We start from the raw sequence: 13,752 nt of genomic DNA on the forward strand, positions 1-13,752 counted from the left end.
CTGTCAACACACCACGCCGCCGGGCGTATCCTAAAATTCCTACTTTTCCGCAAAGCCTCCACAAGTTTGTGGCGCAGCAGCATTCAACTCCTCCTTCAAACAGCAAAAGGGCCGCTCCCCTCTTGGGAAGCGGCCCTTTGTCATGCAAGGTTGCCTTGGCTAGCGATTACTCGTCGCCCTCGGACTCGTCCTCGTCGCCACCATCGACCAGCTGATTGAGCAGCTCATCAAGCGAGGCCATGTCCTCGTTGATGACGCCCGAGCCGGACTCCTTCTTCTCGGCGGCAGGTGCGCCAAGCATCTCCTCATCGGAGTCGAAGTGATGGCGCGGAGCGCTGGTGCCCAGCAGGATGTCGTCGGGGCCGTCGGGGCTAAAGACCATCTGCAGCAGCTGCGAGAGGTCCTCTTCGTCGGCCACGTCGTCGTTAGTGCTGTCGAGGATGTAGAGCAGGTTGTGAGCCTCAAGGCCGTCACGCAGCTCCTCGATCGCCTTGGCACCAATACCGTCGATACGAAGCAGGTCCTCCTCAGACTTGCCCATGAGGTCGCCCACGGTCTCGATGCCAACCTCGCTGAACTTGTTGGTCCAGCGCTGAGACACGCCCAGGTCGTCAAAGAGGTACAGGCGAGCATCCTCGGCAGAGATGATGCGACCGTTGCGGGTCAGCGAGCCGTCGCCACCGTTGAAGTCATCGTAGCCGGTCCAGTCGAGCTGCTGCGGGAGCTGCTCGTCCAGGTTCTTGAGCTCGCTGGGAGCCCACTCGGGCAGGACCTTTGCCATCGGCGACGCCGGACCGTCGATGTTCACATAGCCATCGGCAGTGCGGTACGTAAGCGCAGCCTTGTCGTAGGGCTTGAGGCCGGTGCCTGCGGGGATCTTCTTACCAACGATGACGTTGGACTTCAGATCGAGCAGGTGGTCGACCTTGCCCTCGATAGCAGCCTCGGTAAGGACGCCGGCGGTACGGATGAACGATGCGCTGGAGAGCCAGGAATCGATGCTCGAGGCGACCTTCAGCGTACCGAGGATCGCGGGCTCGGCAGCGGGTGCCGCGCCACCGATGCGGGCAACGCGCTCGACCTCGTCGGCAAACTCGTAGCGGTCCACGTACTGACCAAGCAGGTACTTGGAGTCACCCGGGTTGGTGATTTGAACGCGGCGCAGCATCTGGCGTGCGATGACCTCGATGTGCTTGTCGTTCAGGTCGACGCCCTGGGAGGTGTAGACATCCTTGACGTTCTCGACGAAGGTGTGCATCGTCGTCTCGATATCGGTGAGCTTACGCAGGTTGCGGAAGTTCACGAAGCCCTTGGTGATCTGGTCACCGGCGCGGACGGTGCAACCGTCCTCGATACCGGGCATGAAGCGAACGGATGCGGGCACGCGGCGCTCATCGAGGATACGGCTATGGTCGTCGCTATCGGCGATGGTGATCACGTACTCGGACTTCTCGGGCTTAATAGCCATAAAGCCAGAGACCGGGGCGAGGTCGGCCTCGCGGCCCAGAATCTTCTCGTTGACGTTACCAACGACGTCGAACATACGGCCAACGGTCGGCAGACCCTGCGTAATGTCGTCGACGCCGGCGACGCCGCCGGAGTGAATGGTACGCATCGTCAGCTGCGTACCGGGCTCGCCGATGGACTGTGCAGCGATAATGCCCACCGCGGTGCCGATGGCAACCGGACGACGGGTGGAAAGATCCCAGCCGTAGCACTTCTGGCACACGCCGTACTTAGAACGGCAGGTAAGCAGCGCGCGCAGCTTAACCTTCTTGAGGCCGGCGTCGATCATCTTCTGAAGATCGGCGACGCTCTCGATGTAGGCATCCTTCTCAAAGAGAACAGTGCCATCGGGAGCCACGACGTCATCGGAGTAGCAACGGCCAACGAGGTCGGCGTTGATGTCGTCGGTGCCGGGGATGATGAGGTTGTAGCTCACGCCCTCGGTAGTACCGCAGTCCTCCTCGCGAACGATAACGTCCTGCGCCACGTCGACCAGACGACGGGTGAGGTAACCCGAGTCGGAAGTGTGCGACGCGGTGTCGACCAGGCCCTTACGGGCGCCGTAGGTGGAAATGAAGTACTCGAGCGGAAGCAGGCCCTCGCGGAAGTTGGCCTTAATGGGAAGGTCGATGGTCTCGCCGGACATGTCGGCCATAAGGCCGCGCATGCCGCCGAGCTGACGCAGCTGGGTCTTAGAACCACGAGCGCCGGAGTCGGCCATCATGTAGATTGGGTTCTCTTCGTCAAAGAGGCCGAGCATCTTGGCAGCAACGTCGTCGGTAGCGGCAGTCCACTCGTTGACGACCTCGGTGTGACGCTCCTGCTCGTTGATGAAGCCTTCCTCGAAGTACTCGTTGATCTGGTCGACGCGCGACTGGGCCTCGGCCAGGATCTGGGGCTTCTCCTCAGGAATGAGGGCGTCCCACAGCGAGATGGTAAGGCCTGCGCGAGTAGCGAAGTGGAAGCCAGCGAACTTGATGGCGTCGAGGATCGGTGCCACCTGAGCCTGCGGATAACGGTCGCAGCAGTTGGCAACGAGCTTGGCGACATCGCCCTTGACCATCTTGTAGTTCATGTACTCGTAGTCAGAAGGCAGGCACTGACGGTTGAAGATGATGCGGCCGATGGACGTCTCGAAGCGAGCCGTCTTGGAACCGGTCACGTCGTAATCGACAACATCGTTCTTGCCGTTCTTGACGCGGAAGATGCGCTGGCCGTCCTCGGTGACGACGTTGGCGTCCTTGGAAGACACGCGCACCTGGATCTTGGCCTGAAGGTCAACCTCGGTACGGGCGTCATAGGCCGCAAGAGCGTCCTCGAAGTCAGCGAAGACGTGGCCCTCGCCGGGCATGCCGTCGCGAGCGAGCGTGAGGTAGTACACACCGATGATCATGTCCTGCGACGGGATGTTGACCGGCTTGCCAGATGCCGGCGAGCGCAGGTTGTTGGCAGAGAGCATGAGCACGCGGGCCTCGGCTTGAGCCTGAAGCGACAGCGGCACGTGCACAGACATCTGGTCGCCGTCGAAGTCGGCGTTGAACGGCGAGCAGACCAGCGGATGCAGGTGGATTGCCTTGCCCTCAACGAGGACGGGCTCGAATGCCTGAATGGACAGACGGTGCAGGGTCGGTGCACGGTTGAGCAGAACCAGACGGCCGTCGATGACCTCTTCGAGAATGTCCCACACAAAGGTGGCACCGCGCTCGATGGCGCGCTTGGCGCCCTTGATGTTCTCGACTTTGCCAAGCTCCACCAGACGCTTCATGACAAACGGCTTGAAGAGCTCGAGCGCCATGGTCTTGGGCAGGCCGCACTGATGCAGCAGGAGCTTCGGGTCGGTAACGATAACCGAACGGCCGGAGTAGTCAACACGCTTGCCCAGCAGGTTCTGACGGAAGCGGCCCTGCTTGCCCTTGAGGGCCTCGGCGAGCGACTTGAGCGGGCGTCCGCCACGGCCGGAGACCGGGCGACCACGACGGCCGTTATCGAACAGTGCGTCGACGGCCTCCTGGAGCATGCGCTTCTCGTTGTTCACGATGATCGCAGGAGCATCGAGGTCGAGCAAGCGCTTCAGACGGTTGTTGCGGTTGATCACGCGACGATACAGGTCGTTGAGGTCGGAAGCGGCAAAGCGGCCACCGTCGAGCTGGACCATCGGGCGCAGATCGGGCGGAATGACGGGGATGACGTCGAGAATCATGTTGGCGGGGTCGTTGTGACCCTTAAGGAAGGCGTCCACAACCTCGAGGCGCTTGACGGCCTTCTCACGCTTCTGCTTCTGGCCATCGGTATCGGCGATGATGGCCTTCAGCTTCTCGGCCTCGCTGGGCAGGTCGATAGCGGCGAGGAGGTCACGGATGGCCTCGGCGCCCATATCGCCCTTGAAGTACATGGAGTAGTAGCGCTTCATCTCGCGGAACAGCGGCTCATCGGAGATGAGGTCGCGCTCAGAGAGCTGCATGAAGGCCTGGAAGGCGTCGGAGCGCAGCTGCTTCTCGTCCTTGCACTCCTCCTCGATGTCAACGATGCCAGCGGCGATCTCGTCGGCAGAGAGGGGCTCCTCGTCGGAGAACTCGTCGAAGTTCTCGGGGTTGCCCTGCTCCTTGAGAGACTCGATCTGGCGAGCGCACTCGGCATCGATCTCTTCCAGATCGGCGGCGAGCTCCTCGCGCAGGTCGTCGGCGTCGGCGTCACGGGCCTCATAGTCCACAGAGGTCACGATGTAGCTGGCGAAGTACAAAACCTTCTCCAGGTCCTTGGACTTGATGTCCAGAAGACGGCTCATCGGGAAGCTCGTGGGGCTCTTGAAGTACCAGATGTGGGACACGGGAGCAGCGAGCTCAATGTGGCCCATGCGGTCGCGGCGCACCTTGGCCGAGGTGACCTCGACGCCGCAGCGCTCGCAGACGATACCCTTGAAGCGAATGCCCTTGTACTTGCCGCAGGAGCACTCCCAGTCCTTGGCGGGACCGAAGATCTTCTCGCAGAACAGGCCGTCCTTCTCGGGCTTGAGGGTACGGTAGTTGATGGTCTCGGGCTTCTTGACCTCACCGTGAGACCAGGAACGAATCTGGTCGGCGGAGGCAAGCGAGATCTTTACCGCATCAAAATCAGTAGCTTCGAAATCTGCCACAGTCAACTACTCCTTATCAGTCGCAGGTGCGGCGAGCTCATCGATCTGAGCGTCGAGCGCATCCAGAGAGGTGTCGGCGTCATCGTTTGCAAGGTCGATATCGTCCTCGGCAACGGGAGCGGCCGCAGGCTTGGGCTCCTCGTCGCGCAGGGGCTCGATGTCGAGGGCCAGGGAGCGAATCTCCTTGACGAGAACCTTGAAGGACTCGGGGATGCCCGCCACGGGGACATTCTCACCCTTGACGATGGACTCGTAGGTCTTGACGCGGCCCACGGTATCGTCGGACTTGACGGTGAGGATCTCCTGCAGGACGTTGGAGGCACCGTACGCGTAGAGCGCCCAGACCTCCATCTCGCCGAAGCGCTGGCCGCCGAACTGGGCCTTACCGCCGAGCGGCTGCTGGGTGACGAGACTGTACGGGCCCGTGGAACGAGCATGGATCTTGTCGTCGACCATGTGGCCGAGCTTGAGCATGTAGGACGTACCCACGGTGATGGGCTCGCGGAACTCCTCGCCCGAACGGCCGTCGTAGAGCTTGGTCTTGCCGCGCTCGTCGAGCTGCGTCACGAACTCGGTGCGCATGTGCTCACCGTAGCGCTCGCGGGCAAGGTTGACCATGTTCTTGTTGGCACGGCGGATGACCTCGGCGATCTCGTCCTCCTTGGCGCCGTCAAAGACGGGCGTCGCGGTGAAGAACGGGCCGGGGACGTACTCGTCGGAATCGTCGGAATTGGGATCCCAGCCGCAGGCGGCAGCCCAGCCAAGGTGGCACTCGAGCAGCTGGCCCACGTTCATACGGGAGGGAACGCCCAGCGGGTTGAGGATAACGTCGATGGGGGTGCCGTCGGCCATGTAGGGCATGTCCTCCACGGGCAGGACCTCGCAGATAACGCCCTTGTTGCCGTGGCGACCGGCGATCTTGTCGCCCTGCTGGATCTTACGGCGCTGAGCGACGTAGACGCGCACCTGCTCGTTCACACCGGGGGCCAGGTCGTCGCCGTTCTCGCGCGAGAAGCGAACGACGTCGATGACGCGACCGTAGGAGCCGTGAGGCATCTTGAGGGAAGTGTCGCGAACGTCATGGGCCTTAGCACCGAAGATGGCGCGCAGCAGGCGCTCCTCGGCGGTAAGGGCGCTTTCGCCCTTGGGCGTGACCTTGCCAACCAGAATGTCGCCAGGGCCCACCTCGGCGCCGATGCGGATAATGCCGTCCTCGTCAAGGTTCGCAAGCATGTCCTCGGAGAGGTTCGGGATCTCGCGGGTGATCTCCTCGGGACCGAGCTTGGTGTCGCGAGCGTCGATCTCGTGGCGGGAGATGTTGATGGAGGTCAGCAGGTCCTCGGAAACCAGGCGCTCGGAAACGACGATACCGTCCTCGTAGTTGAAGCCTTCCCACGGCATGTAAGCCACGGTGAGGTTCTGGCCGAGGGCGAGCTCGGCGTGATCGGTAGAAGGACCATCGGCGATGGGCTGCTTCTCCACAACCGTATCGCCCACGCGCACGAGCGGGCGGTGGTTGATGCAGGTGGACTGGTTGGAGCGCTGATACTTGGGCAGGTGATACTCATCCATGCCGGCATCGGACTTGATGATGATCTTGGAGGCGTCGGCAAACATGACCTCGCCGGCGTGCTTGGCCAGCGTGACCTCGCCGGAGTCCACGGCGGCACGATGCTCCATGCCCGTGCCCACGTACGGAGCGACGGGGTGCAGCAGGGGCACAGCCTGACGCTGCATGTTTGCGCCCATGAGGGTACGCTTGGCGTCGTCGTGCTCAAGGAACGGAATGAGGGTAGCTGCGACCGAGAGCATCTGGCGCGGCGAGACATCCATGTAGTCCACGTCGTCGGTGGGAACGTCTGCCGGGGCGCCGAAGGAGCCGTCGAAGTCGCGCGTACGGGCGATGACCGTGTGCGGGCGCACGAGGTTGCCCTCGGCGTCGGTGGTCACGAACTCGTTGGTGACGGGGTCGATCGGGGTGTTGGCCGGCGCGATGATGTGGTTCTCTTCCTCATCGGCGGTCATCCAGTCGATGATGTCGGTAACCTGGCCGTTGTGCACCTGGCGGTACGGAGCCTCGATGAAGCCGTACTCGTTCACGCGAGCATAGAGCGCCAGCGAGCCGATCAGGCCGATGTTGGGGCCTTCGGGGGTCTCGATGGGGCACATACGGGAGTAGTGCGAATTGTGGACGTCGCGGACGGCGGTAGGCACGTTGGTACGGCGGCTGGAACCAGACTTGTGACCGGCAAGACCACCAGGGCCGAGTGCGGACAGACGACGCTTGTGGGTCAGACCCGTCAGCGGGTTTGCCTGGTCCATGAACTGGGACAGCTGCGAGGAGCCGAAAAACTCCTTGATAGCGGCCACGATCGGGCGGATGTTGATGAGCGACTGCGGGGTGATCTCGTCGATATCCTGAGAGCTCATGCGCTCGCGCACGACGCGCTCCATACGGCTCATGCCGATACGGAACTGGTTGGCGACGAGCTCGCCCACGGTACGGATGCGGCGGTTGCCAAAGTGGTCGATGTCGTCGGTCTTGAAGCCGTGCTCGCCTGCAGCAAGGGACAGCAGGTAGCGAAGGGTGGCAACGATGTCCTCGTCGGTAAGGACGGTGACATCCTCGGTGGTGTCCAGACCGAGCTTCTTGTCGACCTTATAGCGGCCAACACGAGCAAGGTCGTAGCGCTGCGGGTTGAACAGCAGGCCCTCGAGCAGGCTGCGGGAAGCATCCACGGTGGGAGGCTCGCCCGGACGCAGGCGACGGTAGATCTCGATGAGGGCGTCCTCGCGAGTAAGGGCGGTATCGCGCTCGATGGTGCGCTTGATGACGTCGGAGTCACCCAGCAGCTCGTAGATATCGTCGTTGGTCACAGCGATACCCAGGGCGCGCAGGAACATGGTGGCAGACTGCTTGCGCTTACGGTCGATGGAAACCACGAGCTGGTCGCGCTTGTCAACCTCGAACTCGAGCCAGGCGCCGCGGGCAGGGATGATCTGCGCCTTGTAGACCTGCTTGCCGCCATCCATCTCGGAGCTGTAGTACACGCCCGGGGAGCGGACCAGCTGGGAGACGACGATGCGCTCGGTGCCGTTGATGATGAAGGTGCCCTGATCGGTCATCATGGGGAAGTCGCCCATGAAGACGAGCTGCTCTTTGATCTCGCCGGTCTCCTTGTTGGTAAGACGAACGTCGGTCAAAAGCGGCGCCTGATAGGTCATATCCTTCTCGCGGCACTCCTCCACGGTGTGGGCGGGGTCGCCGAACTGATGCTCGCCAAACGTGACCTCAAGGACGTGATTGGAGCTCTGGATAGGGCTCGACTCCTTGAAGGCCTCGCGCAGGCCCTCATCCATAAAACGCTGGAAGGACTGCTTCTGAACGGAAATGAGGTTGGGCAGTTCCATGGCCTCGGGAATCTTCCCGAAGTTGACGCGGGTGCGCTCTGTTGCCGTAACGGCTTGGGTAGTGTTCTGCACCAGGTGTTTCCTCCTTCGCGGGAACGCGGTTGATCGGCACAGCATCGTGCCAGTTATCGCAACCTATTAGTTTACCAGGAGACTCCCGTTGAGCAAGAAAAGTCTTGACTCATGGAGCTCTTTAGAGTAGCAAAAAAGTTCTCTATTAAATACGCAGGTAAACTATAGTGCATCGAACATATGTTCATGGGTTTCTAGTGAACGCTTTTTTAGCTTCGCATGGCAAGGCTTTTTCGGCGAACGAAAAACGGGACCGCCAAGGCGATCCCGTTCGCATATCGGATCTATGTATTGGAGCGTGCAAGGTCACGTGTCTAGCGCGTCAGGCCTCCGCGCTCGTCGATAGCGTCCCAGAAAGCATCGGCAAAGCGAGGGTCGGTTGCCGCCATAAGGGCATTTGTCGCCATCCAGCCAGAAGGCGTGCCGGTGTCGTAACCCGAAAGCGGATCGATCACGACGGCGTACATGGCCTCACGGTCAAGGCTGCGCGCCATGGCGTCGGTGAGCTGAATCTCGCCGCCCTTGCCGGCCTGCTGATCGGCCAAAAGATCCATAACGAGCGGGCTCAGCAGATAGCGGCCCACAATATAGAGGTTGGAGGGAGCCGCCTCGGGAGCAGGCTTCTCCACCAATCCGCCGATGCGCCAAACAGCACCCGGCTCGGCGTCGCCCACGTCTTCGCAGCCCTCAAGCGAGCCCACGCGGTCGCCCGCGATCACGCCATAGCGCGAAACCTCATCAGGGGCGCATGCAGCGACAGCAATAACGGAAGCACCACCGTGCTCGGCAGAGACCGAGAGCATCTTGTTGCAGATGTCGCGATTGGGCACCACATAGTCGCCCAGCAAAACAAGGAAGTTCTCGCCCGCAACAGCGTCGGCAGCAGAGCGAATGGCATGGCCCAGGCCCTTGGGCTCATACTGATAGCGGAAGTCGACCGGCATGTTGCCAGCGTTGGCAACGGCATCGGCATACTCGGCTTTTCCGCGCTCGCGCAGGAGGTTCTCAAGGGAGCGATCGGGCTGGAAGTAGCTCAGCAGCTCGGGCTTTCCCGGAGAGGTGACGATGATGACACCGTCGACTTCCTCGGGGTCAAGCGCCTCCTCGACGACGTACTGGATGACGGGCTTATCGAGGACCGGCAGCATCTCCTTGGGAGTGCACTTCGTGCCGGGCAAGAAGCGGGTGCCGAGGCCCGCAGCGGGGATGATGGCCTTCATGAATAGACGGAATCCTTTCGCAGCAGCGCCATACAGGCGCGCGAATATCCGCAAAAGGTTAGCGCATCGCGCGTGCACGCGCAGCGAAAGCAAGTGAAAACCGCAGGGAATCCACTCTAAGTGCGAGAAATCAAACCGCAGGTACAGCCCATCGCGAACCTTTGTATACTCCCCCATCGTCTGTAGGACAAACAAAGTACGCGAAAGCTTCGACCTTTAAAGGTGTTTTGCCCTATAAAAAAGCGGGGCCCGCGTAATGCGAACCCCGCCCATGTCACACAGTGGCGACGAAACTACATGCTCGGTGGGAGCAGAAGTTACTTGAGGGTGACAGCAGCGCCAGCAGCCTCGAGCTTCTCCTTGGCAGCCTCGGCGTCCTCCTTCTTGGCGCCCTCGAGGACGGCCTTAGGAGCGGACTCGACGACCTCCTTGGCCTCCTTCAGGCCAAGGCTGGTGAGCTCGCGGACGACCTTGATGACAGCGATCTTGTTGTCGCCGAAGCCCTCGAGCACGACGTCAAACTCGGTCTTCTCCTCGGCCTCAGCAGCGCCAGCAGCAGGAGCGGCGACAACGGCAGCAGGAGCAGCGGCGGAAACGCCAAAGGTGTCCTCGATAGCCTTGACGAGCTCGGAAGCCTCGAGAAGGGTCATTTCCTTAAGAGCATCGATGATCTCATCGGTGGTAAGCTTAGCCATTTCTAAGTCCTTTCGGTTTCCGTGCGTTATGCACGGAGATCTGTTATGAAGCGATGCGCAGGCGCATCAGGGGTGCGGCGTTGCCGCCGCAGACGAGGGCAGGCCAGACTAGGCTGCCTTCTGCTCGGAAACCTGCTGGATCGAACGAGCGAGACCAGAGGAAACGCCGTTGACGCAGACAGCGATGTCGCGAGCGAAACCGCTGATAAGACCGGCGAGCTGACCGAGGAGCTGATCCTTGGTGGGAAGCTCGGCGATAGCCTTGACCTCATCGGCAGTGACGGCCTTACCGTCGGAGATACCGCCCTTGATCTCAAGGACGCCCTTGGACTTCTCAGCGAACGTCTTGAGGGCCTTAGCGGCCTCCACGGGCTCGGTCTCGTAGAACACATAAGCGTTGGGGCCGGCGAGAAGCTCGTCGATCTCGGGCTGCTCCTGGTTCTTGAGAGCGATCTTGGCAAGGTTGTTCTTGTAGACCTTCATCTGGGCGCCGCACTCGCGAAGCGCGTGACGGAGCTCCTGAGCCTGCATAACGGTCAGGCCGTTGTAGGAAACGACAAACAGACCAGCGTTCTGCTCGATGCAAGACTCGATCTCGGCAACCTTGTCGATCTTGTACTGCTGTGGCATGAAATACACCTCCTTGTTTCTTTTTCCGGGCACGGACCCGCCAAATAAGACGTGACGGGGGCATGTCAGAAAAAGAAAAGCCCCCGCGCTGCATAGAGCGACGGGGGCGAGAAGACATATCTGCTCGACCACCTCGGCTGGCGGGATCTCCCATTAAGCCTTGACGCTTGCGCGCCGCAGCACCGGCTGTCTCTGGCAGCGGATTCGTGCGTGAACTTTCGTTAGTATGGCGAGGTGCTCAAAAAGAGTCAACCATGCACACGAGTTGCGCACAAAGAGGACAAAAGCGGAGCGCATCTCCACCAGGGCGCCCTGCCTGCCCACGTCCGGCCACTGCGGTTTGGCTTCGGTCAAGTCCTGCGCAAGACGAAACGTCCACTGGACGTTTCTTTGCGTGCGGAATCTAGCCAAACCGCAGTACCCGACCACGGACAGGCAGGGCTATGCCCACTCGACTAGCTACAGCCCTGCCACGAAGCGATCCAGGCGGCAGAGGCCCTCGTCGAGGTCTTCGTCGGAAACACAGTAAGAAAGACGTACGTACCCTTCGCTGCCAAAGCACGAACCGGGGACCAGGCCTACGCCGGCCTCCTCGATGGCTCGGGTGCAGAACTGCTCAGACGTTAGACCCGTACCTTTGATGGAGGGGAAGACGTAGAAGGCGCCGGCGGGCTCCACCACCGAAAGGCCCATCTTCTCGAGCGCTGCAAGGACGCGTGCGCGACGAGCACGATACGTCTCGAGCATGGGAGCGGGGTCCACCGAGAGCGCAGCCGCTGCCGCCGGCATCTCGAACGAGACAGCAGACGACACCATGTACTGATGCGCTTTCGCGATTTGCACGGCAAGCGAAGGGTCGGCGGCAAGCCAACCGATACGCCAACCGGTCATGGCCCAGGGCTTGGAGAAGCTATCGACCACCACGGTCTGCTCGCGCAGCTCCGGATGGCGCAGCGCAAAACGCTCGTAACCGTCTGTGTATACCAAGCGGTTGTACACATCGTCGCAGATCACGTAGATGCCCGTCTCGGCAGCGACACGCGCCACGGCATCGAGCGAAGCCGCATTGAAGATGCAGCCGGTGGGATTGTTGGGCGAGCAAATGACAATGGCCTTGGTCGCCGGCGTCACGCGGTCGCGTAGGGCATCCTCATCAATCTGGAAATCCGCACGCGCCGTGTCCAGAAAGACCGGGAAGGCATGGTTCACGCGCACGATGGATTCGTACAGGCCAAAGGCGGGCGTGGGGATGATGACTTCGTCGTTGGGCTCGAGCATCGCGAGCAAGGTCGCATGCAGCGCCTCGGTGGCGCCATCGGTCACGATGACATTGTCCGGAGCGTAATCAAAACCCTGGGAAGACATATACTCGCTGATGCTCCTGCGCAAGAACGGGGTTCCGTTGTTGGGCGGATAATGGGTCTCGCCACGCTGGAGGGCGCGAGTCACCTCGTCGCGAATTTCCTGCGGCGTATCGAACTCGGGCTCGCCAAGAGCAAGCGCGATGCAACCTGGGTGCTGGGCTGCAAGGGCGTTGATGCGGCGAATGCCTGAGGACTTGAGCCTCACGAGCGATGTGTTCAGAGAGCGCGGCATGGCGATCCAATCCGAGTATCATTTGAGCCGTTACAGGATAGTCCACTCGGATGCATTTGTGCAGTAGGCATTTTCCTGCAAAAGAACCGATTCGCGACCCAAGGGGAGTCGGAGCCGCCAGAGCCCAGGAAGGAAGGCAAGATGAGAGATAAAACTCAACGCCGTATCATCGTGCTACCCGCCTGCGACAGCAGCGCCGAGCCCACTGTCGCAGCGCGGCAGCTGCGCATTTCCTGCGCTATCGCCCACGACTTCGCCGACGCCGTTGCCGCCTACTCTCGTCTCTCCGCAACACAAGCACCAAAAGTCGAGCTGACGGAGCTCAAAACATGGCAGGAGGCGCCGCAGCAGGCGGAGCCGACATCGCTCGTGCTCGTGGGACCCCTTTCGACCAACGACGCCCATACAGGCATGCCCAGCGAAGCAATCGAACATATCGTCAAGAGCATTCCCCGCTCCAACGAGCCGCTTATATACGTCGTCGCCTATGGCGATGCCGCTCCGAGCGCGAGCGACCGCCAGGCGCTTGCCGCGCTGCGGCCTGACATCGAGAGGATGGGCGCAAACTGGGGAGGCGCGCTGCTCCTTGGCGGTGCCGACACTTTCGAGCACCTGTACCGTCTTCCGCGCCTCGGCACCCATCGCCGCCCCATCTCGAAGGCGATCGATTTGCTCGTCTGTGCCGCGCGCCTGGACGAGCCCCTCGATAAGGCAATGCGCTCCATTGGACACGAAGACCCCTGCAACCTTATCTGCGCACAGCCGGGCCTTCCTTCGATGCTTCGTCTTCACCAGGCAATCTGGCACCGATAGCGATAATCAATCGAATCCATACCAGCCACGCTTACCTGCTAAAACATTCAACAAGACCCCGCCAGCCCTCTCCGATAATTTGAAAATTCTGCATCAAACCGTATATCAAAAGGCGGTAGGGGTATTGTTATCCCCCATAATTGTTTCTAGTGTTAAGGAATTGACGTGGCGGACGAATACGAAAAGCTCGCACGGCAGCTTATCGGCGAATTCAGCTCGATGCACCGGTTCATGTCGACGCGCGTGAGCAATGCCGTCTCGGGCGAGATGGCCGTCATGCGCGCGCTCATGCTTGCAAACGGAGAGCTCAGCCCTTCCCAGATTGCCGACCGTGCCTGGGTCTCTGCGCCGCGCGTTGCAAACATCCTGCGCAATCTTGAAGCTAAAGACTGGGTGACTCGCGAGCCCGACAAAGCCGACCGTCGCCGCGTGATTGTCAAGATCACGGAGCACGGACTTGCTTGCATAGAAGAAAAACGCGAGCTCTCCAACCGCAAAACCGGAGAGTTTCTTGCCGAACTCGGCCCCGACGACGCCCATGAGCTCGTACGCCTCATCCACCGCATGAACGAAATCATCGAGAAGAACCAGGGAACACGCCTGCGCGAAATCCTCTATAGCGAAAACCCCAAGCCAAAAGACGGCTTTTCCGATACACCAACGACCAACAACTAAG

At 61.0% G+C, this 13,752-nt stretch carries 8 protein-coding genes; 2 read left to right on the forward strand and 6 right to left on the reverse strand.

Features of this window, described 5'->3' with window-relative positions; genetic code table 11:
* Positions 1-166 precede the first annotated feature (166 nt).
* The 6 genes from BQ9843_RS06920 to BQ9843_RS06945 form a co-directional block, all read right to left on the reverse strand.
* Positions 167-4,639 (reverse strand): DNA-directed RNA polymerase subunit beta', encoded by a 4,473-nt coding sequence (locus BQ9843_RS06920; protein ID WP_195906636.1) that lies wholly within the window; start codon positions 4,637-4,639, stop codon positions 167-169.
* Between the two features lie 6 nt (positions 4,640-4,645).
* Positions 4,646-8,167 carry a DNA-directed RNA polymerase subunit beta gene (gene rpoB / locus BQ9843_RS06925; protein ID WP_456318595.1) on the reverse strand — a complete coding sequence of 1,174 codons (3,522 nt, stop codon included), beginning with the start codon at positions 8,165-8,167 and terminating at the stop codon, positions 4,646-4,648.
* 269 nt (positions 8,168-8,436) lie between these two features.
* Positions 8,437-9,342: a UTP--glucose-1-phosphate uridylyltransferase gene (locus tag BQ9843_RS06930; protein ID WP_040221088.1), complete on the reverse strand. Its 906-nt coding sequence runs from the start codon at positions 9,340-9,342 to the stop codon at positions 8,437-8,439.
* A gap of 317 nt (positions 9,343-9,659) precedes the next feature.
* A complete protein-coding gene (rplL, locus tag BQ9843_RS06935) occupies positions 9,660-10,037 on the reverse strand; it encodes a 50S ribosomal protein L7/L12 (RefSeq protein ID WP_022386577.1) in 378 nt (125 codons plus the stop codon).
* Between the two features lie 108 nt (positions 10,038-10,145).
* On the reverse strand, positions 10,146-10,667 hold the full coding sequence (gene rplJ / locus BQ9843_RS06940; protein WP_022386578.1) for a 50S ribosomal protein L10: 522 nt from the start codon (positions 10,665-10,667) through the stop codon (positions 10,146-10,148).
* A 459-nt stretch (positions 10,668-11,126) separates the two neighbouring features.
* Positions 11,127-12,263: a pyridoxal phosphate-dependent aminotransferase gene (locus BQ9843_RS06945; protein WP_075844429.1), complete on the reverse strand. Its 1,137-nt coding sequence runs from the start codon at positions 12,261-12,263 to the stop codon at positions 11,127-11,129.
* A 141-nt stretch (positions 12,264-12,404) separates the two neighbouring features.
* On the opposite strand from BQ9843_RS06945, the gene BQ9843_RS06950 reads away from it, so the two are divergent.
* Both BQ9843_RS06950 and BQ9843_RS06955 read left to right on the forward strand, forming a co-directional pair.
* Positions 12,405-13,076, forward strand: coding sequence for a hypothetical protein (locus tag BQ9843_RS06950; protein ID WP_075844430.1), 672 nt, complete (start codon positions 12,405-12,407; stop codon positions 13,074-13,076).
* A gap of 165 nt (positions 13,077-13,241) precedes the next feature.
* Positions 13,242-13,751, forward strand: a complete 510-nt coding sequence (locus BQ9843_RS06955; RefSeq protein WP_022386581.1) for a MarR family winged helix-turn-helix transcriptional regulator — start codon at positions 13,242-13,244, stop codon at positions 13,749-13,751.
* The last annotated feature ends 1 nt before the right edge of the window (position 13,752 follow it).

Source organism: Collinsella bouchesdurhonensis (assembly GCF_900155365.1).
Taxonomy (GTDB): Bacteria; Actinomycetota; Coriobacteriia; order Coriobacteriales; family Coriobacteriaceae; genus Collinsella; species Collinsella bouchesdurhonensis.